17 protein-coding genes and 1 tRNA gene are annotated in these 22,092 nt (G+C 72.8%); 10 read left to right on the top strand and 8 right to left on the bottom strand.

Features of this window, described 5'->3' with window-relative positions; translation table 11 throughout:
- Positions 1-32: 32 nt before the first annotated feature.
- Both ACFV2J_RS31955 and ACFV2J_RS31950 read right to left on the bottom strand, forming a co-directional pair.
- Entirely contained in the window at positions 33-3,908 is a 3,876-nt protein-coding gene (locus tag ACFV2J_RS31955; protein WP_385088568.1) for a Pls/PosA family non-ribosomal peptide synthetase, read from the bottom strand.
- Between the two features lie 305 nt (positions 3,909-4,213).
- Positions 4,214-4,298: transfer RNA gene (locus ACFV2J_RS31950), tRNA-Leu, on the bottom strand.
- 187 nt (positions 4,299-4,485) lie between these two features.
- Between ACFV2J_RS31950 and ACFV2J_RS31945 the strand changes: the two genes are divergently transcribed.
- The 3 genes from ACFV2J_RS31945 to ACFV2J_RS31935 all read left to right on the top strand — a co-directional run bounded on the left by ACFV2J_RS31945 (position 4,486) and on the right by ACFV2J_RS31935 (position 7,416).
- A complete protein-coding gene (locus tag ACFV2J_RS31945; protein WP_385088566.1) occupies positions 4,486-5,811 on the top strand; it encodes a M20/M25/M40 family metallo-hydrolase in 1,326 nt (441 codons plus the stop codon).
- A 144-nt stretch (positions 5,812-5,955) separates the two neighbouring features.
- Positions 5,956-6,189: a chaplin ChpH gene (gene chpH, locus ACFV2J_RS31940; RefSeq protein WP_153291494.1), complete on the top strand. Its 234-nt coding sequence runs from the start codon at positions 5,956-5,958 to the stop codon at positions 6,187-6,189.
- A 180-nt stretch (positions 6,190-6,369) separates the two neighbouring features.
- A complete protein-coding gene (locus tag ACFV2J_RS31935; protein WP_385088564.1) occupies positions 6,370-7,416 on the top strand; it encodes a chaplin in 1,047 nt (348 codons plus the stop codon).
- Between the two features lie 152 nt (positions 7,417-7,568).
- Here the strand turns inward: ACFV2J_RS31935 and ACFV2J_RS31930 are convergent, their stop codons facing one another.
- On the bottom strand, positions 7,569-7,757 hold the full coding sequence (locus tag ACFV2J_RS31930; protein WP_005319466.1) for a DUF5703 family protein: 189 nt from the start codon (positions 7,755-7,757) through the stop codon (positions 7,569-7,571).
- A 47-nt stretch (positions 7,758-7,804) separates the two neighbouring features.
- On the opposite strand from ACFV2J_RS31930, the gene ACFV2J_RS31925 reads away from it, so the two are divergent.
- Positions 7,805-8,512, top strand: coding sequence for a hypothetical protein (locus ACFV2J_RS31925; protein ID WP_385088562.1), 708 nt, complete (start codon positions 7,805-7,807; stop codon positions 8,510-8,512).
- A gap of 156 nt (positions 8,513-8,668) precedes the next feature.
- On the opposite strand, the gene ACFV2J_RS31920 is transcribed toward ACFV2J_RS31925, so the two are convergent.
- Together ACFV2J_RS31920 and ACFV2J_RS31915 are read right to left on the bottom strand one after the other, a co-directional pair.
- On the bottom strand, positions 8,669-10,984 hold the full coding sequence (locus tag ACFV2J_RS31920) for a helix-hairpin-helix domain-containing protein (RefSeq protein ID WP_385088560.1): 2,316 nt from the start codon (positions 10,982-10,984) through the stop codon (positions 8,669-8,671).
- Positions 10,981-11,964, bottom strand: coding sequence for an aldo/keto reductase (locus ACFV2J_RS31915; RefSeq protein WP_385088558.1), 984 nt, complete (start codon positions 11,962-11,964; stop codon positions 10,981-10,983). The genes ACFV2J_RS31920 and ACFV2J_RS31915 overlap by 4 nt, the downstream gene beginning before the upstream one ends.
- 151 nt (positions 11,965-12,115) lie before the next feature.
- Here ACFV2J_RS31915 and ACFV2J_RS31910 point away from each other — a divergent pair, with 151 nt between their 5' ends.
- Together ACFV2J_RS31910 and ACFV2J_RS31905 are read left to right on the top strand one after the other, a co-directional pair.
- Complete coding sequence (locus ACFV2J_RS31910) at positions 12,116-13,171, top strand: LLM class F420-dependent oxidoreductase (RefSeq protein WP_385088556.1); 1,056 nt, start codon at positions 12,116-12,118, stop codon at positions 13,169-13,171.
- 236 nt (positions 13,172-13,407) lie between these two features.
- A complete protein-coding gene (locus ACFV2J_RS31905; RefSeq protein ID WP_385095136.1) occupies positions 13,408-14,196 on the top strand; it encodes a ferritin-like domain-containing protein in 789 nt (262 codons plus the stop codon).
- Positions 14,197-14,331: 135 nt separating this feature from the next.
- On the opposite strand, the gene corA is transcribed toward ACFV2J_RS31905, so the two are convergent.
- Positions 14,332-15,330, bottom strand: coding sequence for a magnesium/cobalt transporter CorA (gene corA, locus ACFV2J_RS31900; RefSeq protein WP_385095133.1), 999 nt, complete (start codon positions 15,328-15,330; stop codon positions 14,332-14,334).
- 99 nt (positions 15,331-15,429) lie between these two features.
- On the opposite strand from corA, the gene ACFV2J_RS31895 reads away from it, so the two are divergent.
- The 4 genes from ACFV2J_RS31895 (at position 15,430) to mshC (ending at position 19,183) form a co-directional block, all read left to right on the top strand.
- The gene (locus ACFV2J_RS31895) at positions 15,430-16,116 is read left to right on the top strand and encodes a histidine phosphatase family protein (protein WP_356274034.1); all 687 of its coding nucleotides are present in this window, start codon (positions 15,430-15,432) and stop codon (positions 16,114-16,116) included.
- A 121-nt stretch (positions 16,117-16,237) separates the two neighbouring features.
- Complete coding sequence (locus ACFV2J_RS31890) at positions 16,238-16,828, top strand: DUF3090 domain-containing protein (protein ID WP_385095130.1); 591 nt, start codon at positions 16,238-16,240, stop codon at positions 16,826-16,828.
- Complete coding sequence (locus ACFV2J_RS31885; protein WP_385095127.1) at positions 16,792-17,619, top strand: SCO1664 family protein; 828 nt, start codon at positions 16,792-16,794, stop codon at positions 17,617-17,619. The genes ACFV2J_RS31890 and ACFV2J_RS31885 overlap by 37 nt, the downstream gene beginning before the upstream one ends.
- A 334-nt stretch (positions 17,620-17,953) precedes the next feature.
- Positions 17,954-19,183: a cysteine--1-D-myo-inosityl 2-amino-2-deoxy-alpha-D-glucopyranoside ligase gene (gene mshC / locus ACFV2J_RS31880; protein ID WP_385095124.1), complete on the top strand. Its 1,230-nt coding sequence runs from the start codon at positions 17,954-17,956 to the stop codon at positions 19,181-19,183.
- A gap of 423 nt (positions 19,184-19,606) precedes the next feature.
- On the opposite strand, the gene ACFV2J_RS31875 is transcribed toward mshC, so the two are convergent.
- Both ACFV2J_RS31875 and ACFV2J_RS31870 read right to left on the bottom strand, forming a co-directional pair.
- Positions 19,607-20,644 carry a PAC2 family protein gene (locus ACFV2J_RS31875; RefSeq protein WP_385441874.1) on the bottom strand — a complete coding sequence of 346 codons (1,038 nt, stop codon included), beginning with the start codon at positions 20,642-20,644 and terminating at the stop codon, positions 19,607-19,609.
- 439 nt (positions 20,645-21,083) lie between these two features.
- On the bottom strand, positions 21,084-21,755 hold the full coding sequence (locus ACFV2J_RS31870) for a FadR/GntR family transcriptional regulator (RefSeq protein WP_385098062.1): 672 nt from the start codon (positions 21,753-21,755) through the stop codon (positions 21,084-21,086).
- Positions 21,756-22,092 lie beyond the last annotated feature (337 nt).

Raw genomic sequence — 22,092 nt, 5'->3', positions numbered from 1 at the left:
TGCACCGTCCCCGGACGCCGTACGGGCCGCGCCTAGGAACGCCATGCCTCGATCGGGTTGCCCAGCCAGCGGGTGTCGTCGGGAACGGATTCCGCCGCCATGACGAGCGACGCGGGTCCCAGTGTGCTGCGCGCCCCGACTGTGCTGCCGGGAAGGACGATTCCGCCCGGGCCCAGGGTGGCGCCCTCACGGAGGACCACATTATCCGTCCGCAAGATCCGGTCGTGGAAGAGGTGGGTCTGCAGCACACAGCCACGGTTGACCGTGGAGGCGTCCTCCAGGGTGACGAGATCGGTCTCGGGCAGCCAGTAGCTCTCGATCCAGGTGCCCTTGCCGATCCGGGCGCCCAGACCGCGCAGCCACGCCGTCATCAACGGCGTACCGGGCACGGAGCCGGCCAGCCACGGCACGGCCACCACCTCGACGAACGTGTCCGCCAGCTCGTTGCGCCAGACGAACCCGCTCCACAGCGGGTGCTCGCCGGCCCGGTGCCGGCCCACCAGCAGCCACTTCGCGACGATGGACAGCACCGCGGCGGCGGCGCCCGCGACCAGCAGCACCACTCCGCTCAGCGCCCAGGCCCACGCGCCCAGCGCGCTGAGCGCGGCGACGGTGAGCACGGCCAGCGCGGCCGAGCAGAACACCGGCACGATCCTGCACAGTTCCACCAGACCGCGGGCCCACAGCAGCCGCGCGGGCGGCTCGTAGGTGCGGCTCTGGTCGCCGTCCTGCGTGGCGCGCGGCAGCTTCACCGGCGGCAGTCCCAGGTAGGAGCTGCCCTTCTTGGCCTTCTTCGGGGTCGCGGAGAGCACACCGACCAGACCGCCGTCCGGCACGCTGCGGCCGGGCGCTGTCATGCCGGAGTTGCCGAGGAACGCGCGGCGCCCGATCTCGGCCCGCCCGATGCGCATCCAGCCGCCGCCGAGCTCGTACGGCGCGGTCAGGGTGTCGTCCGCGAGGAAGGCGCCCTCGCCGACGGTGGTCAGGCTGGGCAGGGCCAGCACGGTGGAGACCTCGGCGCCCCGGCCGATCTTCATCCCGAGCAGCCGCAGCCACACCGGGGTGATCAGCCCGGCGTACAGCGGGAACAGCGTCTCCCGGGAGCGGTCCATCAACTGGGTGACCGTCCAGGACTGCCAGCCGACCCGGCTGTGCGTCGGGTACGTGCCCGCGCGCAGCCCGAGGCTGAGCAGCCGTACGCCGACCAGGATCAGCAGCGCGTACGTGAGCCCGAACGCGAGTGTGGCCGGCACCAGCGCGACGGCGGCGCCCCGCAGGGCCTCGCCGAGACCGGCGTCCGGCGTGACGAACCGGCTCGCCACGAGGAGCGCGGCCAGCCCGCCGAGCAGCGGCAGCGCGGTCAGCGCGAAACCCGTCGCGCCGTACATCGCGCGCCAGTACGTGCCCCGGCGCGGACGCTCCTTGGGCCAGGCGCGCTTCGCCTTCCCGAGCTTGACGGCGGGCGCTCCGGCCCAGCGCTGCCCGGTGGGGACCTGTCCGACGACAGCCGATCCGGGAGCCACCTCGGCCCGCTTGCCGACGCGGGCGCCCGGGAAGAGGATGCTGCGGGTGCCGACGACGGCGTGCGCGCCCACCTTCACCGGGCCGATCTCCAGACGGTCACCGTCCAGCCAGTGCCCCGACAGGTCCACCTCGGACTCGACGGCGGCACCCCGGCCCAGCTTGAGCAGGCCGGTCACCGGCGGCAGCGAGTGCAGATCCACGTCCGTGCCGACCTTGGCGCCCAGGGCGCGTGCGTACCGCTCCAGCCAGGAACCCGTCAGTGAGGTCGCGCCGCTGAACTCGGCCAGCCGCTCGGCCGTCCACAGCCGCAGGTGCACGCTGCCGCCGCGCGGATGACGTCCGGCCTTGACGCCGCGCATCAGCAGCCGGGCCCCGCCCGCCGCGATGGCGAGCCGCCCCGGCGGGCTGAACAGGACGAGGGCCCCGGCGCCGACGAGCCACCACGAGGCGCTCGGCGCCCAGGTGTAGGGACCGAACCAGTGCAGTACGTTCCCGAGCGCGGCCAGCGCCACGGTCCAGCGCAGCCCGAGCAGGGTGAACAGCGGGACGAGGACGAGCAGCTGGACGACCTTGGCCCGCAGCGGGACGGGCGCGATGACGCGCTCGGCGCCGTCGTCCTGCGAGGACTTCTCCAGGTGCCGGGCCAGCTTGCGCAGCACGGGCTGCTGGTAGATGTCGAGCACGGCGGCGCTGGGATGGCGGGCGCGCAGCCGGGTGGTGAGCTGGGCGGCCGCGAGACTGTTGCCGCCGATCGCGAAGAAGTCGTCGGAGGCGCTGCCCACGGGGATGCCGAGGACCTCGCTCCACTGCTCGGCCAGCCAGGCCTCGGTGCCGTACAGCTGTTCCTTCGCCCCGCCGGTCTCCAGGCCCTCCAGCGGCCAGGGCAGCGCGGCGCGGTCGACCTTGCCGGACGTCCGGGTCGGCAGGTCCCCGACCGGGGCGAGCAGCGGGACGAGGGCGGCCGGCAGCGCGGCGCGCAGCTTCTCGACGGCGCTCGCGTGGTCCCAGTCGTCCTGGGTGACGACATAGCCGACCAGGAGCTGGTTGCCGCCGCGGGCGGTACGGACGGCGGCCGCGGCGCCGGCGACGCCGGGCAGCGCCTGAAGGGCCGCGTCCACCTCGCCCAGTTCGATCCGGCGGCCGCCCAGCTTGATCTGCTCGTCGGCCCGTCCGAGGAAGACCAGGCCTTCGGGTTCGGCCTTGACCAGGTCACCGCTCCGGTAGGCGCGCTCCCAGCCGAGCGACTCCAGGGGCGCGTACTTCTCCGCGTCCTTCTCGGCGTCGAGATACCGGGCGAGACCGACCCCGCCGATCACCAGCTGGCCGCTGTCGCCCATGGCGACCGGCAGGCCGGCCTCGTCGACGACGGCGAGCTCCCAGCCGTTGAGGGGCAGGCCGATACGGATGGGCTCCTCGCCGCTCATGAGGGAGGCGCAGGCGACGACGGTGGCCTCGGTGGGGCCGTAGGTGTTCCACACCTCACGGCCCTCGGTCACCAGACGCTGCACCAGCTCGGGCGGGCACGCCTCGCCGCCGAAGATCAGCAGCCGGACCTCGTTGAGGGCCTCCGGCTCCCACAGGGCGGCCAGGGTGGGCACGGTGGAGACGACGGTGATCTCCTGCTCGACCAGCCAGGGCCCCAGGTCGGCGCCGCTGCGCACCTGGGAGCGCGGCACCGGCACCAGGCAGGCTCCGTACCGCCAGGCCAGCCACATCTCCTCGCAGGAGGCGTCGAAGGCGACGGAGAGACCCGCCATGACCCGGTCGCCGGGTCCGATCGGGTCCTCGGTGAGGAAGAGGTCGGCCTCCGCGTCGACGAAGGCGGCGGCGCTGCGGTGGCTCACGGCCACGCCCTTGGGCCGGCCGGTCGAGCCGGAGGTGAAGATGATCCACGCGTCGTGATCGACGCCGGGCCGCGCGGCGGGAACCTCGCAGACGCCGTTGACGGTCAGTTGGTGCCCGGCCCCCACGACCGCCCGTACCCCGGCTTCGCCGAAGACCAGCTCGGCCCGCTCGTCGGGGTCCTCGGCGTCCACCGGCACATAGGCCGCGCCGGCCGCCAGTACGGCGAGGATGGCGACGTACAGGTCGTTGGTGCCCGAGGGGACGCGGACGCCGACCCGGTCGCCGAGGCCCACCCCGGCGTCGCTCAGCCGCGTGCGCAGGGCCTCGACCTCGACGGACAGGGCGCGGTAGGTGAGGCTGCGGTGTCCGTCGTCGAGGGCGGGCTCGTCGGGGTACGCCCGGACGGAGGCGTCCAGGATGTCGACCAGGGTGCGGGGAGAGGCGGCGGCGGAGGCGGAGAAGCGCGCCGGGTCGCCGAACTCCGCGCGCACCTCCTCGTCGAACAGTGCGAAAGCGGGGCCTTGCTCGAGGGCTGCCATCAGGTCCTCACGAGTTGTTCCCGGAGCGTCCGGGGCGCTGGTGGGCCCGCAGGTATGCCTGGGGATATTCCGGTCCAGCTCCAAACAAGCGTGGAATTTTAGTACGACGCTAGTCGCGTGCCTGGTCATCAGCCATGTGGAGAGGCCGCCCGAGGCATCGGAACCGATCATTCCGGTGTGTGGGCGACGCTCTGACGTGGGGGTATGTCAGGCTGACGAGATCTGCCCCACATCCGTCCGTGACGCGACGGACACAACGAGCGAGGGCCCCGACCTGACGGTCGCGGCCCTCGCTCATCACTGTGTGTCCGAGGGGGGACTTGAACCCCCACGCCCGATAAAGGGCACTAGCACCTCAAGCTAGCGCGTCTGCCATTCCGCCACCCGGACAAGGTGTCTGTCGCGCGGGGTTTCCCTCGCGGCGACAGAGGAAACATTACCAGGCTTTCGAGGGCCTCCGATCACACCCCGTCGCCGCGTGAACGGCGCGTGACGGGCCGGGACCGGCCTTGGGCCGGGCGGGGGGTGGGGGAGAGGATGAGGGGGACCACCAGCAGTGACAGTGGGAGGAAGCAGCGTGAGCGAGTCCAACACGACCAGGAGCGTCTCCGGCGAGGACGAGGTCGTGGACCTCTGTCGCGAGCTGATCCGGATCGACACCAGCAACTACGGCGACCACTCCGGCCCGGGTGAGCGCAAGGCGGCCGAGTACGTGGCCGAGAAGCTCGCCGAGGTCGGGCTCGAACCGCAGATCTTCGAGTCCCACCAGGGCCGCGCCTCCACGGTCGCCCGCATCGAGGGCGAGGACCCCTCGCGCCCCGCGCTGCTCATCCACGGGCACACGGACGTCGTACCGGCCAACGCGGTGGACTGGACCCACCACCCGTTCTCCGGCGAGATCGCGGACGGCATGGTCTGGGGCCGCGGCGCGGTCGACATGAAGGACATGGACGCCATGACCCTGGCGGTCGTACGGGACCGGCTGCGCACCGGGCGCAAGCCGCCCCGTGACATCGTGCTCGCCTTCCTGGCGGACGAGGAGGCCGGCGGCACCTGGGGTGCCCGCCACCTGGTCGACAAGCACCCGGACCTCTTCGAGGGCGTCACGGAGGCGATCGGCGAGGTCGGCGGGTTCTCCTTCACGGTCAACGAGAAGCTGCGGCTGTATCTCGTCGAGACCGCACAGAAGGGCATGCACTGGATGAAGCTGACCGTGGACGGCACCGCCGGCCACGGTTCGATGATCCACAGGGACAACGCGATCACCGAGCTGTCCGAGGCCGTCGGCCGGCTGGGCCGGCACACGTTCCCGGTGCGGGTGACCAAGACCCTGCGGCACTTCCTCGACGAGCTCGGCGACGCGCTCGGCACCGAGCTCGACCCGGAGAACATGGACGAGACGCTGGCCAAGCTGGGCGGCATCGCCAAGCTCATCGGCGCCTCTCTGCAGAACACCGCCAATCCGACCCAGCTGGGTGCCGGTTACAAGGTCAACGTGATCCCCGGGCAGGCGACCGCCCACGTCGACGGGCGCTATCTGCCGGGGTACGAGGAGGAGTTCCTGGCCGATCTGGACCGGATCCTCGGCCCGCGGGTCAGGCGCGAGGACGTGCACGCGGACAAGGCCCTGGAGACCACCTTCGACGGAGCGCTGGTCGACGCCATGCAGATCGCGCTCTCCGCCGAGGACCCGATCGCGCGCGCCGTCCCGTACATGCTCTCGGCCGGTACCGACGCGAAGTCCTTCGCCGACCTCGGGATCCGGTGCTTCGGCTTCGCCCCGCTGAAGCTGCCGCCCGAGCTGGACTTCGCGGGCATGTTCCACGGGGTCGACGAGCGGGTGCCGGTGGACGCGCTGCGGTTCGGCGTGCGGGTGCTCGACCGCTTCATCGAGGCGTCCTGACGTGTTGACGCCCGCAATCGACCGTGCGTACGGAGGTCGCCCGGGACGAGTGAATCCGACGATAAGCTCGTAGCTCCATTACTCCTTCCTCGTTACAGGTGATGCGATCCGAAGCTGGGATCGCATTGCCAACAAGGAGGAATAATGATCAAGAAGGTCGTCGCCGCTGCGGCTGCCACTGGTGGTCTGGTTCTCGCGGGTGCGGGCCTGGCCGTCGCCGACTCGGGTGCCCAGGGTGCCGCCGTGCACTCCCCGGGCGTCGTTTCCGGCAACGTCATTCAGGTGCCTGTTCACATCCCGGTGAACGTCTGCGGCAACACGGTCTCCGTGATCGGGCTGCTGAACCCCGCCTTCGGCAACACCTGCATCAACCACTGACGTTGTGCCCCACCCCTTGGGGTCCGGCTCCGCGAGAGCCCGGCTCCACGAGGGGCTGAGCGGTCGGCCCCGGAGCGCGCGCCATGCGCTCCGGGGCCGACCGGCTTCGCGCACGCGCCGGTAGGGGTGCGCGCGCTTTCCGGATGGTCCAAGCCGAGGGCTAAGGCAGGGAATACAGCTATGCGACAGGTCACCCGCAAGGGCCTGATGACCGTGGCGGCCGCGACCGGCGTGATCGCCGCGACCGGGGGCTACGCGCACGCCGACTCGGGTGCGAGCGGCTTCAGTTCGAACTCACCCGGCGTGCTGTCGGGCAACACGGTGCAGGCGCCGGTGCACGTGCCGGTCAACGTCTGCGGAAACACCGTGAACGTCGTCGGGTTGCTGAACCCGGCGATCGGCAACACATGCGTCAACCAGGGCGGCGGCGCGTCGTCCTCCGGAGGTCACGGAGGCGGCTACGGAGGCGGTTACGGGGGTGGTCACGGAGGCGGTCACGCTGGGGGTGCGCACGCCGGCGGGCACGCCGCCGGGTCCCCGGGGGTCGGCTCCGGCAACCACGTCCAGGTGCCGATCGACGTGCCGGTCAACGCCTGCGGCAACAGCGTGAACGTGATCGGAATCGGCAACGGCGCGCTGGGCAACGCGTGCGGGAACGGTACCGGCGGGCACGGCGGCGGCCACCAGACACCTCCGGGTCACCCGGGTCACCCCGGGCACCCTGGGCACCCGGGACATCCGGGTCAGCCTGGGCACCCCGGTCACCCGGGGCACCCTTGTCCTCCCGACCACCACCACCCCGGGTACCCGGGTGAGCCCGGTCACCCTGGGCACCCCGGACATCCGGGTCACCCCGGTCACCCGGGTCACCCCGGTCACCCGGGTCACCCTGGTCACCCGGGACACCCCGGTCACCCGGGTCACCCCGGTACCCCGGGTACGCCTGGGATTCCCGGCACCCCGGGTACGCCCGGTACTCCGGGTACGCCCGGTACTCCGGGTACGCCCGGTACCCCGGGTCAGCCCGGGACGACGCCCGGAAACCCCGGTACGCCGTCCACCGCCTACCCCGTCCACCAGGGGACGCAGTCGGTCTCGCAGCCGCACAGTGCCGCGCAGCTCGCCCACACCGGCAGTGAACTGCCGCTCGGCGCGGTGATCCCGGTGGGCGCGGGCGCGCTCCTGGCGGGCGCGGTGCTCTACCGCCGGGCGCGCGTGAACGCGTAAACGGCACGACGGCCAGGCCGGGGGACAGGAACGCACACGGCGGCTCACGCAGTCGCGCAGCCGCCATCGCAACGCCACCCGTGTCCCCCGGTGGCGCCGCGCACGGGGCGGGTCCCGCGCGGGCGGGACCCCTCCGTTTCAGCCGCTTCCGCTCACCACGTGGCACGCACCTGGCGGATGATCCGCCGGCGCAACCGCACCCTGCGGCTGCCGTCGCGGTGCAGGCTGAGGCGGTCCAACTCCCAGTGTCCGTACTCCGCATGGTCCGTCAGGAGGCGGGTGGCCTCCTTGCGGGAAACCCCGCGCGGCACGTACACGTCGACAAATTCGTATTCCGGCATCGCATCTATTGTGCGGGCAGAGGCCGTGTACGGATAGCGTCTGCACTATGTCTGATGCTGTGCAGCCCACCGCTGCCGAGGTACGCGCCGCCGCCGAGGCTGTCAAGACCGCACTCGACCGCCACCTGGCCGCGGTCGAGCGCAGGTCGGGCGATGACGACCCGGCCGTCTACGAGGCGTTCAACGAGCTGGCCGCCGCGGCCGAGGAGTACGACGAGCTGCTCTACGACCGCTACGACGAGGTCACCCCCTTCGAGATCCCCGCCGGCGACGACACCCTGCCGCCGTACACGGGCCCCGAGGAGCCGAACGCCCTGAGCGTCCTGATCCGCCGGGACTACGCGGTGGTGGAGCCCCAGCGACTGCTGGCGCAGGCCCAGCGGGTGGAGGCGGTGGAGGAGGACGGCGCCACCGCGGCCGCGGGCTTCGACGCGGCCTCCGGCACGGTCCACGGCGCGCTCGGCGTCCTGTTCGGGGAGTTCGAACCGGACGAGATCGCCTCCCGGCACAAGGAGTTCGGGCTGGAGGAGGGCGACTCCACGCTCTGGGTCACGGCCGCGGACGACCCGGCCGAGCCCGGCGAGTGGCTGGAGACCCCCTTCGAGGCGATCGACCCGCAGCGCGTCGTCTGCCGGTTCGACGTCAGCGCGGTCTTCGACGACGAGTCGGACGACGAGGAACTGGACGAGGACATCGACGCGGACTCCGAGCTGGACGACGACGCGGACCTGGAGCCCCTGGACGCCGATCGCTGACCCCGGCGCGAGGAGGTGGCGGTCACCGGAGCCCGGTGGCCGCCACCTTTTTTTGTCCGCCGGGCCCGTCCGCGAGGTCCGTCGCGAGGTCCGCCCGCGACGCAGGTCCGCGAGGTCCGTCTCGTGGGATCAAGGCCAAAGGCCCGCGTGTGCGGCTCAGACCGCGGTCGGGACCTGTGCCCTGAGCAGGGCCGGCAGGCGTGTGGTGCGCGGCTTCTGCGGGACCTCGGCCACCGCCCGCTGCAACGCCTGCTCCACCCCGTGGACCACGGACAGATGACGCTCGGCCCGGCCGAAGGCGGTGTAGACCCACGGCCTGGTCAGGGCGGCCGCGGCGTCACCCGGGAGCACCACGACCGCGGCGGGCCAGCGCAGGCCGACCGCCTGGTGCGCGGTGAGCGCCCAGCCGAGCCGGACGGACTGCTCCACCCGCTCCTTCGGTACGACGACGGCGGTGCCCGAACAGTCCAGGTGCAGCCCCTCGGCGTCGGCCGTCACCACGTGACCCGGCGTCGTCCGGCCCGGGGCGGGGGAGTACGCGATCCGGTCGCCCGGGTCGAAGCCCCCGAAGCGGCCGGGGCCCGGGTTCAGCCGTTCCTTGAGCGCGGTGTTGAGCGCGCGCGTGCCCACCGCGCCGCCGTGCCCCGGAGTGATCACCTGCGTCTGCTCGGCCGGGATGCCGATCGCGCGCGGCACCGAGTCCGCGACGAGCTGCACGGTGCGGTGCACCGCCTCACCGGCGTCGCGCACCGGCACGATCACGACTTCCTTGCCGGGAGCCTCGACCTGGTTCAACTCACCGATCCCGACACCGGAGACCAGCTCGCCGACCGGTCCCGGGTCCGGGGTCCGCGACGCGACCTGCGGGCACACGCGGGCGGCGAGCAGGTCGGCGAAGACCCTGCCGGGACCCGCGGACCACAGCACCCCCGGGTCCCCGCTCAGTACCAGCCGTGCGCCGTCCGGCAGGGACTCGGCGAGCACGGCCGCCGTCTCCACGTCGAGCTGGGGGGCGTCGAGGACGACGAGGAGGTCGAGGTCCAGGGCGCCGTCCGTGTCCCGGCCCGGGCCCCCGGCACCGGAGAGCAGGTCCGCGACGGTGACGACGGTGGTGTCCACGCCGCCCTCGGGGCCGTCCGGCGGGTCGTGCGGGGCCGGCCCGGAGGCGCGCAGGTCACGGCCGCCGGCGGTGTGGGTGGCGGCCCAGGCACGCAGGCCGAGACCGCGCGCGGCGCGCAGCAGGGCCGCCGCTTCGGCGCGGGAGGCGTCCCCGCCGGTGTGCAGGACCAGGCCGTGGCCGGCGACCGCGCGGATCAGTTCGGCGGCGGAACGGCCGGCCGACGTGGCGGCCTGTTCCCAGTCGGCCGCCGAACCGTCGTCCTTCGGTACGGAGTTCATCACCCGGGCCAGTCCGTCGGCGAGGCTCTCCTCGGCCAGCGCGTACCGCTCCAGGCCCACGAGGACGCGCACCGGGCGCTCCTCGCTCCCCTCGGCGCCCTCCTCGGCGTCCTCGGGCGCGGGGGCCGCCGCGGGGGCCGTCGTCTCCAGCGCGTCCTGGAAGACCAGGGCCTCGCCCTCCGCGAGGGCGCTCTGCACGGCCTCGTCCGGGTCCGGGACGGCCCGCTGGGAGAGTGCGGCGGTGAGCGCGGGAGCGTCGAGGGCGGTGTGTCCGGCGAGCGCCGCCTGTTCGAGCAGCCACACCGTGAGCGCGCGGCCGCGTCGCTCGTCGTCCGGACCGCACTCCGCGCCGAGCAGTGCCCGGGCGAACCCGTCGGCCTGCTCGGGCCGCACTCCGGCGACCCGCAGCAACTGCCAGGGGTCCTCGCGCAGCTGCTCGTCCGCGCCCTCGCCCAGGGCGGCGACGACCTGCGGTGCGAGCCCGTCGGGAGCGCCGCCGCCGGTCAGGACGGCACGGACGGCCTCGACGGTGCGCGGAGCGGGAGCCGACGGGGATGTCGCCGGGGCGGACACCGGTCGTGGGCGCGGCGCGGACTCCGGCGCGGGAGCGCGCGGGGCCGGTTCGGGCCGGCGGAAGGAGGGGGTGACGGGCTTCTCGCCGCTCTCCACGGCCCGTACCGCCGCCAGCAGGTCGGCGGCCGTACCGCTGAGCCCGGTACCGGCGGTGATCGGGCCGCGCTTCTCGGCCTTCCGCCGCTCGATCCGCTCCCGCTCCAGCCGCTGGGCCGCCAACTCGGCCTCGGCCTCGGACAGCTGGGCGGCTGCCTCGGTCCCGGCTCCGGCGCCCCCGGCCCCGTCCGCGGCGCCCTCGGCCGGACCCTCGGCACCTCCCGACGCGCCTTCGGTGCCGCCGCCCGCGCCGCCGCTCCCGTCCGCGTCCGCGTCCGAGTCCCCGTCCGTCGAGGGCATGGCCCCGTCCCCGGTCACCTCACCGGCCTCGGTGGCGGCGCCCTCCGCCGTGACGTCCAGGGCCCCCGGCTCCGCTTCCTCCGTGGTCTCGGGCTCCGTGCTCACAGCGTGCTCCAGTCGTGATCGGGATAGTGGTGCACCGGAGCCGACACATCGTCGAGCGCCCGGCAGATCTCGTCAGGAAGACTAAGGGCCTCCACTGACAGCGCGCCCATGAGCTGCTGCGCGTTGCGCGCGCCGACGATCGGGGCGGCGACTCCCGGGCGGTCGCGGACCCAGGCGAGCGCGACCTGCAGCGGCGTGACGGCGAGGCCGTCGGCGGCGGTCGTCACCGCGTCCACGATGCTGCTCGCCGTGTCGTCCAGGTACGGCGCGACGAAGGGCGCGAGGTGCTCCGAGCCGCCCCGGGAGTCGGCCGGCGTGCCGCCCCGGTACTTCCCGGTGAGCACGCCCCGGCCGAGCGGGGAGGAGGGCAGCAGCCCGACGCCCAGGTCGAGGGCCGCGGGCAGCACCTCCCGCTCGACGCCGCGCTGGAGCAGGGAGTACTCCATCTGCGTACTGGCCAGCCGGGTCCGTGTCCCGGGCGCGGCGAGCTGCCAGGTCGCCGCCTTGGCGAGCTGCCAGCCACAGAAGTTCGACACCCCGGCGTACCGGGCGCGGCCGCTGCTGACCGCCAGGTCGAGGGCCTGGAGGGTCTCGTCCAGCGGGGTGCCGGGGTCGAAGGCGTGCACGTGCCACACATCCACGTAGTCGGTGCCCAGACGCTGGAGCGAGGCGTCGAGTGCCGACAGGAGGTGCCCGCGCGAGCCGTCGAACCGCCGGTCCGGGTCGGGGACGCTGCCCGCCTTGGTGGAGATGACCAGGTCGCGGCGCGGCACCAGCCCTTCTATGAGCTGTCCGAGCACGTACTCGGCCTCCCCGTCGCCGTACACGTCCGCGGTGTCGACGAGGTTCCCGCCCGCTTCCCAGAACACCTTCAACAGCTCCGCGGCGTCATGCTCGTCGGTGTCCCGGCCCCAGGTGAGGGTGCCGAGTCCGATCCGGGACACGCGAAGGCCGGTACGGCCGAGATGCCTCTGCTCCATGGACGCCGAGATTACTGGCCATGACTCACCTCGTGGTGGCCCTGTGGACAACCCGGATGATCAGAGCCGGAACCGGTTCCTGCCGTGATGCCCGTCCGCGCGCTAGGGTCTCCGGCACAAGGGACGTTACTGATCGGTAAGGGGATCGGCCATGCAGCTCGGGATCAACCTCGGCTACTGGGGTGCCGGAATGGACGCGGACAATCTGGCCGTCGCCCAGGAGGCGGACCGGCTCGGATACGCCGTCTGCTGGGCCGCCGAGGCCTACGGCTCCGACGCGGCGACCGTGCTCAGCTGGGTCGCCGCGCAGACCGAGCGGATCGACGTCGGCTCGGCCATCTTCCAGATCCCGGCCCGCCAGCCGGCGATGACCGCGATGACCGCCGCCACCCTCGACTCGCTCTCCGGCGGCCGCTTCCGCCTCGGCCTCGGTGTGTCCGGGCCGCAGGTCTCGGAGGGCTGGTACGGCGTCAAGTTCGACAAGCCGCTGGCCCGGACCCGCGAGTACGTGGAGATCGTGCGGAAGGCGATGACCCGCGAGCGGCTCTCGTACGAGGGCGAGCACTGGACGCTGCCGCTGCCGGGCGGCCCGGGCAAGCCGATCAAGCTGACCGTGCACCCGGAGCGCGAGCACATCCCGCTGTACGTCGCCGCCATCGGCCCGAAGAACCTGGAGCAGACCGGTGAGATCGCCGACGGCGCCCTGCTGATCTTCCCCTCGGCCGAGCATCTGGAGGACACCGCGATCACGTACCTGCGCGCGGGCCGGGAGAAGGCCGGCCTGACGATGGAGGGCTTCGACGTCTGTCCGACGCTGCCGCTGTCCGTCGGCGCCGACAAGGACGTGACGGCGCTCGCCGACATGTTCCGCCCCTACACCGCGCTGTACGTCGGCGGGATGGGCAGCCGCAAGCAGAACTTCTACAACCAGCTCGCCCAGCGCATGGGGTACGAGAAGGAGGCCGCCGAGATCCAGGACAAGTACCTGTCCGGCGACAAGGAGGGTGCCGCAGCCGCCGTCCCGCACACGCTGATCGACCAGACCACGCTGCTCGGCTCCGTGGACCGCATCGCCGACCGGATGCAGGCGTACGCGGCGGCCGGCGTCACCACGCTCACCCTGGCGCCCGCGGGCTTCACGCTGGACGATCGCATCGCCTCGCTGCGCGCCGGCTCCGACGCCCTGGAGCGGGCCGGTCTGGCGTAACGCGACGGATCGCTTCGCCCTGCATCGACAGAAGAGTTCTGCGGCCGTGGTGGGGGCTCGGGGGGTCTTCCCCGCCACGGCCGTCACTGTGAACAACGCGCGGGCGCCCGCTCGGTTACGCGTCCTGGCCTCCCTTTCCCTCCTTCGTTCGGCGGATTTGTCCGACACATCGGTTGCCGGGCCCCCGGCATCCGATTTGACTCGTTTTCTGCGGAACCTGCGGAGAGGTGCGAGTCATGCTTTCGGCCAAGAGTCTGTTTCAGGAGATCCTCGACAACGACGAGTCGTTCCGGCTCTTCTGCTCCATCGCCGCCAGCGGTGAATCGCAGGGCGGCTGGGAGAACGGGCGCATCGCCGCGCTCGTCCCCCCGGACGAACGCGGACTCGCGCCGAAGATCGCCCGCCACGGCGCCGACGAGGACAAGCACGGGCGGATCTTCAACGCCCTCATGAGGAAGCGGGGCCTCGCCCCGGTCGCCGTCCCGGCCGACACGGACTACACGATGCTCCTCGAACGCCGTGGGATCGGCCTCGCGCACGAGAAGCTCCGGAGCGAGCACCCGCTCAGCGTGCGGGACATCGTCACGTATCTCGCCCACAGCAGGGTCACCGAGCAGCGAGCCTCCGAGCAGATGGACCTGTTGCGCAGGCACTTCGCGGACCATCCCGAGCTCGGCCGCGCCGTCCGGATGATCTCCGACGACGAGGACAGGCATCTCGCCTACTGCCACGAGGAGCTGCTGCGCTTCGCCTCGGGCGGGCACGGCCGGGCCATCCAGCGGACGCTGCGGGCCTGCGCGCTCGCCGAGATCCGCGTCTACCGGGACGTCAGTCTCGCCGTGACGGGCCACATGGGCCGCATCCTCGGCTGGCCCCGGGCCAAGGCCACGACGCTCACCGCGGGCATCCACGCCGTCTACGTCTACGAGCGGGCGGGCGGCTGGCGCCGCATGGTCTCCCTGAGGATGCCCGAACGGCGTGACGCGCTGGGCGGCCCCCCGGCGGCGGCACCCGAGTTCGCGTGACCCGTGGCCGCCCGGCCCGGCCCGCCCGATGCGGTTCACCCGGTCCGTGCTGCCGTCGGCCGCGAGCGCTCCCACCTTCGCGCCTCCGGTCCCGGACGCTCCCGCTGTCGGCGCTCCGGTCACGGGCGCCCGTCGCTACAGCCAGCCGCGCCGCTTGAAGAGCCGGTACAGCAGGATCTCCAGCGTGACCATCCCCAGCACCACCGCCGGGTACGACCACAGCCAGTGCAGCTCCGGCATGTGGTCGAAGTTCATGCCGTAGACCCCGGCGATCAGCGTGGGGACCGCGGCCATCGCCGCCCACGCGGAGATCTTCCGCATGTCGTCGTTCTGCCGCACGCTCATCTGCGCGAGATGCGCCGAGAGGATGTCCGACACCAGGCGGTCCAGGCCCTCCACCGACTCGTTCACCCGCGTCAGATGATCGTTGACGTCCCGGAAGAAGGGCTGCGCCGCGGCGTTCACGAACGGCACCGCGGTACCGGTCCCGCCCGTGCCGGCGAGCCGGGTCAGCGGGACGGCGAGCGGGCCCGTCGCCCGGCGGAACTCCATGACCTGCCGCTTGAAGGCGTAGATCCTGGACGCGGTGTTCCGCGAGCCCCCGACGGACGGTGAGAAGACCTCGGCCTCCAGTTCCTCCAGGTCGGCCCCCAGCTCGGTCGCCACCTCCAGGTAGTGGTCCACCGTCGCGTCGGCGATCGAGTAGAGCACCGTCGTCGGCCCGCGCCGGAGCGACTCGGGGTCCGCCTCCAGACGGCGCCGTACGGCCGCGAGCGGTGAACTCCCGCCGTGGCGGACGGTCACCACGAACGAATCCCCGATGAAGACCATGACCTCGCCGGCGGTGACGACGTCACTCTCCGGTTCGTAGCAGACCGGCTTGAGGACCATGAACAGCGAGTCGTCGTAGACCTCCAGTTTGGGCCGCTGGTGCGCCTTCAACGCGTCCTCGACCGCCAGCGGGTGCAGTCCGAACTCGCTGCTGACGAGGTCGAACTCCTGTTCCGTCGGTTCGTTCAGCCCGATCCAGACGAACGCGTCACCCTCGGCACGTGCCGTGTCCAGGGCATCGGAGAGGTCCTCGGGGCCCTCGGTCCGGCGCCCGGCGCGGTAGATGGCCCAGTCGACGATCACGGAGCGTATTCTCCCGCCGCGCCGGCCGGCTCGCACGCCGGGCACCGGCTGTCCACAGGCCCGGCCGGGTCCGGGCGTCACCCGTTTACGCTGGTTCGCATGCCCACCCTGATCCTCGTCCGGCACGGACGCTCGACCGCCAACACCGCGGGTCTGCTCGCCGGCTGGACCCCCGGCGTCGCCCTCGACGAGCGCGGGGCCCAGCAGGCCGCGGCGCTGCCCGGGCGGCTCGCCGCGCTGCCGCTCTCCGAAGTCGTGACCAGCCCCCTCCAGCGCTGCCAGGAGACCGTGCAGCCGCTGCTCGACGCCCGGCCCGAGCTGCGCGCGCACACCGAGGAGCGCATCGGCGAGGCGCACTACGGCGATTGGTCGGGCCGCAAGCTCGCCGAGCTGAGGGACGAGCCGCTGATGGAGGTCGTCCAGGCCCATCCGTCCGCGGCCGCCTTCCCCGGCGGCGAGTCGATGCGGGCCATGCAGACCCGCGCCGCCGAGGCGGTACGCGAGTGGAACGCGCGCGTGGAGCGCGACCACGGCAGCGACGCCGTCTACCTCATGTGCTCGCACGGCGACATCATCAAGTCGCTCGTCGCCGACGCACTCGGACTTCACCTGGATCTCTTCCAGCGGATCTCCGTCGAACCGTGTTCCATCACCGCGATCCGCTACACACGACTGCGTCCGTTCCTCGTCCGCCTCGGGGACACCGGTGATCTCGCCTCCCTGGCGCCGCACGAGGAGCCCCCGAGCGGCGACGCCCCGGTCGGGGGCGGTGCGGGCGCACCGTGATCGTCGGCCGCAGTAGGGTGAAGCGGTCGAAGCAGCGCATCAGTTGTCAGCAAGTCGTCAGCAACCGATGCGGGCCGACGCAGTCAGCCGGTCCGCATGCCGAATCCAATGGAGACAGGACGTGTCCCGTCAGGTGTTCCTCTACGACCCCCCGGACCGTTTCGTGGCCGGTACGGTCGGGTTGCCCGGGCGCCGTACCTTCTTCCTGCAGGCCTCCTCGGGCCCCCGGGTGACCAGCGTGGCGCTGGAGAAGACCCAGGTCGCCGCCCTCGCCGAACGCATGGACGAACTCCTCGACGAGGTCGTACGGCGCACCGGCGGCATCGCCCCGGTCCCGGCCGTGGCCTCGACCGAGGTGTCCGACACCGCCCCCCTCGACACGCCGGTCGAGGAGGAGTTCCGGGTCGGCACCATGGCGCTGGCCTGGGACGGTGACGAGCAGCGCATGATCGTCGAGGCGCAGGCCCTGGTCGAACTCGACGCCGACTCCGACGAGGACCTCGCCGAGGCCGAGGAGCGGCTCCTCCAGGACGAGGAGAACGGTCCGCCGATGCTCCGCGTCCGGCTCACCGGCGCGCAGGCCCGGGCCTTCGCCAAGCGCGCCCTCGACGTCGTCAACGCGGGCCGGCCGCCCTGCCCGCTGTGCAGCCTCCCGCTCGACCCGGAAGGACACGTATGTCCGCGCCAGAACGGATACCGCCGCGGAGCGTGACCACGGCCGAGCTGCTCGCCCGGGGCGAGCTGAAGGTGCGCGGACAGATCCGTGAGGCCTCGAACGCGGTGCTGTACTGCACCGTCTCGTACGAGGGCCGCGACGCGCTCTGCGTCTACAAGCCGGTCGCGGGGGAGCGCCCCCTGTGGGACTTCCCGGACGGCACCCTGGCGCAGCGCGAGGTCGCCGCGTACGAGGTCTCCGAGGCGACCGGGTGGGGACTGGTGCCGACCACCGTGCTGCGCGACGGACCCTACGGCGAGGGCATGTGCCAGCTGTGGGTCGAGGCGTCCTCCGAGGACGACGGGGCCGGTCTGCTCGCCCTGGTGGACGACGAGGAGCCCGCCGAGGGCTGGAAGGCGATCGGCTTCGCCGAGGTGGGCGAGGGCCGCACGGCGCTGCTCGTGCACGCCGACGACACCCGGCTGCGCCGGCTCGCCGTCCTCGACGCCGTGATCAACAACGCCGACCGCAAGGGCGGCCATCTGCTGCCCTCGGGTGAGGGGCGGCTGTACGGCATCGACCACGGGGTCACCTTCAACGCGGACAACAAACTGCGCACCCTGCTGTGGGGATGGGCAGGGGAGCCGCTGACCCCGGAGGCGGTCGACGTCCTCGCCTCGCTGCGGGACGGCCTGGCGGCCGGCGCGCCGCTGGCCACCCGGCTGGCCGAACTCATCACCACCGCCGAGATCGACGCCACACGCGATCGTGTCGAGGCGATGCTGACCTCGGGGAAGCATCCGGAACCGAGCGGGGAGTGGCCGGCGATTCCCTGGCCACCGGTCTGAGGGCACCGCCGCCCGGGCCATGGGCGCCGGTGTGAGGAACCCGACGCGGAGGATGCCGCCGGGCGGGTGCGCCCGCCCCGTACGCGCCGGGGCGCCGCTCTCCCGGTGCCCCCGGCGCTCAGTGGTGCGACCTCCCGCCCGACATGCTCGTGTATGCACCGATATGCGCAGGTGCACGGCTGTGCGGCCGTCCGCCGGGACCGCGTTCCCTGGTCCCCGCGTCGGTCGGGAAGGGCGCCCATGCACAGGGCGACGCCCCGCACAAGAGGGCCTTCCGGGCCATCAGGCCTGGTCCGGTTCGTATACGGAAGTTCCGTCCGGTTAGGCTCATGACATGCATGCCTGGCCCGCTTCTGAGGTCCCCGCCCTGCCCGGCGAGGGCCGCGACCTCCGGATCCACGACACCGCGACCGGCGGTCCTGTCACCCTCGACCCCGGTCCCGTCGCCCGTATCTACGTCTGCGGCATCACGCCGTACGACGCGACCCACATGGGTCACGCGGCGACCTACAACGCGTTCGACCTCGTTCAGCGCGTGTGGCTCGACACCAAGCGGCAGGTTCACTACGTCCAGAACGTGACCGACGTCGACGACCCGCTCCTGGAGCGGGCGGAGCGCGACGGCGTCGACTGGGTGGGACTCGCCGAGCAGGAGACCGCCCTCTTCCGCGAGGACATGACCGCCCTGCGGATGCTTCCGCCGCGCCACTACATAGGCGCCGTCGAGGCCATACCCGGCATCGTGCCGCTCGTCGAGCGACTGCGGGACGCCGGGGCCGCGTACGAGCTCGAAGGGGACGTGTACTTCTCCGTCGAGTCCGACCCCCACTTCGGCGGAGTGTCCGGCCTGGACGCCGCCGCGATGCGTCTGCTGTCCGCCGAGCGGGGCGGTGACCCGGACCGTCCGGGCAAGAAGAACCCGCTCGACCCGATGCTGTGGATGACCGCGCGGGAGGGTGAGCCCAGTTGGGACGGCGGCTCGCTCGGGCGCGGCCGGCCCGGCTGGCACATCGAGTGCGTGGCCATCGCCCTGGACCACCTGGGGATGGGCTTCGACGTCCAGGGCGGCGGCTCCGACCTCGCCTTCCCGCACCACGAGATGGGCGCCTCGCACGCCCAGGTCCTCACCGGCGAGTTCCCCATGGCCAAGGCGTACGTCCACGCCGGCATGGTCGGGCTGCACGGCGAGAAGATGTCGAAGTCGAAGGGCAACCTCGTCTTCGTGTCCGCCCTCAGGCGCGACGGGGTCGACCCGGCCGCCATCCGGCTCGCGCTCCTCGCCCACCACTACCGCACCGACTGGGAGTGGACGGACACCGTCCTCGCGGACGCGGTCGCCCGTCTGGGGAACTGGCGCGCCGCCGTGTCCCGGCCCGACGGCCCGTCAGCCGAGGCGCTCGTCGAGGAGATGCGCGACGCCCTCGCCGACGACCTGGACGCGCCGGCCGCGCTCGCCGCGGTCGACCGCTGGGCGGCCCTCCAGCACGAGCGGGGCGGCACGGACGAGGGCGCGCCCGGCGTGGTCTCGCGCGCCGTGGACGCCCTGCTGGGTGTCGCCCTGTAGCCCGTCGGTTTCGTACGCGTGGGGCGCCGGGCGGTGGTATCCGCCCGGCGCCCTGTTTTCCCCGCTCGCACCGTTCTCCGCCCAGACCGTCACGGGTACGGCGACGCCGCCCGTCGGTGCCAACGGCCGCTCCTGCCCCGGCAGGTGCCCCGGCGGTTGCCCGGGCGGCCGTCCCCGGTTGCTGCCCGACGAGTTGCCGCGGTGGCCGCTGGAAGGGCCGCAACCGGCCCGTCCGTCGGGGCGGAGCGTGCTCGGGCCCTCCGGCTGACTTCTCCGCGGGATGGTGCCCAGTCGGCACGCCTCCTGACAGCTCGCCGGACGTGCCGCGGGGCGGCGCGCCGTCCGCGCACCGCCCCGACCTGACTGTCCGCTTCGCCGGCCCGACCCGTCCGGCCGGACCTCCCGCGCGGACCGCCCACCCGTTCAGTCCTCCGACGAGTCCTCGTCCTCGGCGCCGCCCCCACTGCCGCTGCCGTCCCCGCGTTCCGTGTCCGTGTCGGTCTCGGGCTTCGGGGGCTTGGGCGGCTTCGGACGCGCGCCCGGGTTGTCCCGCAGATAGGACGAGCTGTCGCTGCCGTCGGCCGTGGCGTGACCGCCGGGAGCCGGGCCCGCCGGACCCCCGCCGTCCCGTCGCCGCAGATACCGCTCGAACTCGCGGGCGATGGCCTCTCCCGACGCCTCCGGCAGCTCGGCGGTGTCCCGGGCCTCCTCCAGCGTCTGCACGTACTCGGCGACCTCACTGTCCTCGGCGGCCAGTTGGTCGACGCCCAGCTGCCAGGCCCGCGCGTCCTCGGGCAGCTCGCCCAGCGGAATCCGCAGGTCGATCAGGTCCTCCAGCCGGTTGAGGAGGGCCAGCGTCGCCTTCGGGTTCGGCGGCTGCGAGACGTAGTGCGGTACGGCCGCCCACAGCGACACCGCCGGTACGCCCGCGTGCGTGCACGCCTCCTGGAGGATGCCGACGATGCCCGTGGGGCCCTCGTACTTGGTCTCCTCCAGGTCCATCGTGCGGGCCAGGTCGGCATCGGAGGTGACCCCGCTGACCGGCACCGGACGGGTGTGCGGGGTGTCGCCGAGCAGGGCGCCCAGGATCACCACCAGCTCCACTCCCAGCTCGTGCGCGAAGCCGAGCAGCTCGTTGCAGAACGAGCGCCACCGCATCGACGGCTCGATGCCCCTCACCAGCACGAGGTCGCGCGGCTTCTCGCCGCCGACCCGGACCACCGACAGACGCGTGGTCGGCCAGGTGATCTTGCGTACGCCGCCGTCCAGCCACACCGTGGGGCGGTTCACCTGGAAGTCGTAGTAGTCCTCGGCGTCGAGCGCCGCGAAGACCTCGCCCTTCCACTCCCTGTCCAGGTGCGCGACCGCGGTGGAGGCGGCGTCGCCGGCGTCGTTCCAGCCTTCGAACGCGGCCACCATGACTGGGTCGATCAGCTCGGGAACCCCCTCCAGCTCGATCACCCAGCGCCTCCTTCCGACGTGCCCTCGCGTACGTCCCAACCTTACGGCGTGCCGAGGGTGCCTCCGCAGCCCCCTTGCACAGGGGAGTGAACGGATCACTGCCCCGTTCCACACCCTGAAACACCCGCCAGTCATCCGAGCTGTTCTCGGCCAACCTCGTCGGCGACCTGGGACGGCGCCCCACGGACGGGTGATACGTCCGATGATCGGGAGCGGTGCGTACGAGGCCCGGACGCGCTCCGTCCGCTCCCGGAACGGGACGCCCCGAACCAGGGCGAGCGGCGCTCGGGGGCAGCGGGCAGGAGTGCCAGGGAGCCTGCGGGAAGGCGCACGTCCCGAGCTCGCGGGTATGGGTGACGACACGCGCCCCCGGGAAAGGGCGGCCCGGCCGCACCCTCGTAGCCGCCCGGTCCGGTGGCGGATTCCGTGCGGCGGCCCGTCAGAGCGTGCTGCGCAGCCACTGCTCCACGCTCGCGATGTGCACCGTCGCCCAGGAGCGGGCCGCCTCCGCGTCACGGTCGCGCAGGGCGGTCAGGATGGCCCGGTGCTCGTGGAGGGTGCGGCTGACCGCGTCCTCCTGGGTCAGACCCCGCCAGATCCTGGCCCGGGTGGTGGGCCCGGACAGGCCGTCCAGCAGGGAGCACAGGACCGAGTTCCCGGAGGTCTGCACGATGCCCCGGTGGAACTCCAGGTCGCAGGCGACGAGTTCCTCCACCGAGGGCGCGGCGCCGAGCGCGTCCAGCTGGGAGGTCAGCGCGTCCAGCTGCTGCTCGCTGATCCTGGACGCGGCCATCGCGGTCGCCGCGGGCTCCAGGATGCGGCGCACCGCGAGGAATTCCAGCACCGTGTCGTCGCGGTGGAAGTCGACGACGAAGCTCAGCGCCTCCAGGAGGAGCTGGGGGTCCAGGCTGGTCACGTACGTGCCGTCGCCCTGGCGCACGTCCAGGATGCGGATCAGGGAGAGCGCGCGGACCGCCTCCCGCAGTGAGTTGCGGGACAGCCCCAGGTCCGCGGCGAGCTCGCTCTCCTTGGGAAGCCGGTCGCCGGGGCGCAGCGTGCCGGAGACGATCATGCCCTTGATCTTCTCGATCGCCTCATCGGTGACTGCCATGGCGCGGACCTCCCTGTCACTCCGGATGTCCCTCAGACCTCCGATGTCTCAGGCCATTATGTGGGGTCAGCGGGTTGACCGGACAGAGAATCCCTGGCCGGATCGGGCGAGCACCCCCCGGATCGTGTGCGCGAGGGCGTCGGCGCGGCCCCCGCCGGTCCGCGGCGACGCCCCCGCCGGTCCACCGTCCGCGGTCGCCGTGGCCCCGCGGAGCAGCCGCCGGAACCTTCGCGTCCGTGGTGGAACCTCCGCGTCCGTCGAGCCCGCGGCGGGGACGCGACGGGCCGTACCAGGGCCTACCCGGACGTGCGGAAGGGGCGGCTCCCCCCGTGGGAGC

This window comes from Streptomyces sp. NPDC059668, from assembly GCF_042734135.1.
Taxonomy (GTDB): Bacteria; Actinomycetota; Actinomycetes; order Streptomycetales; family Streptomycetaceae; genus Streptomyces.
The sequence above is the reverse complement of the archived record's forward strand: the minus strand, read 5'-3'. Positions and strand labels throughout refer to the sequence as shown.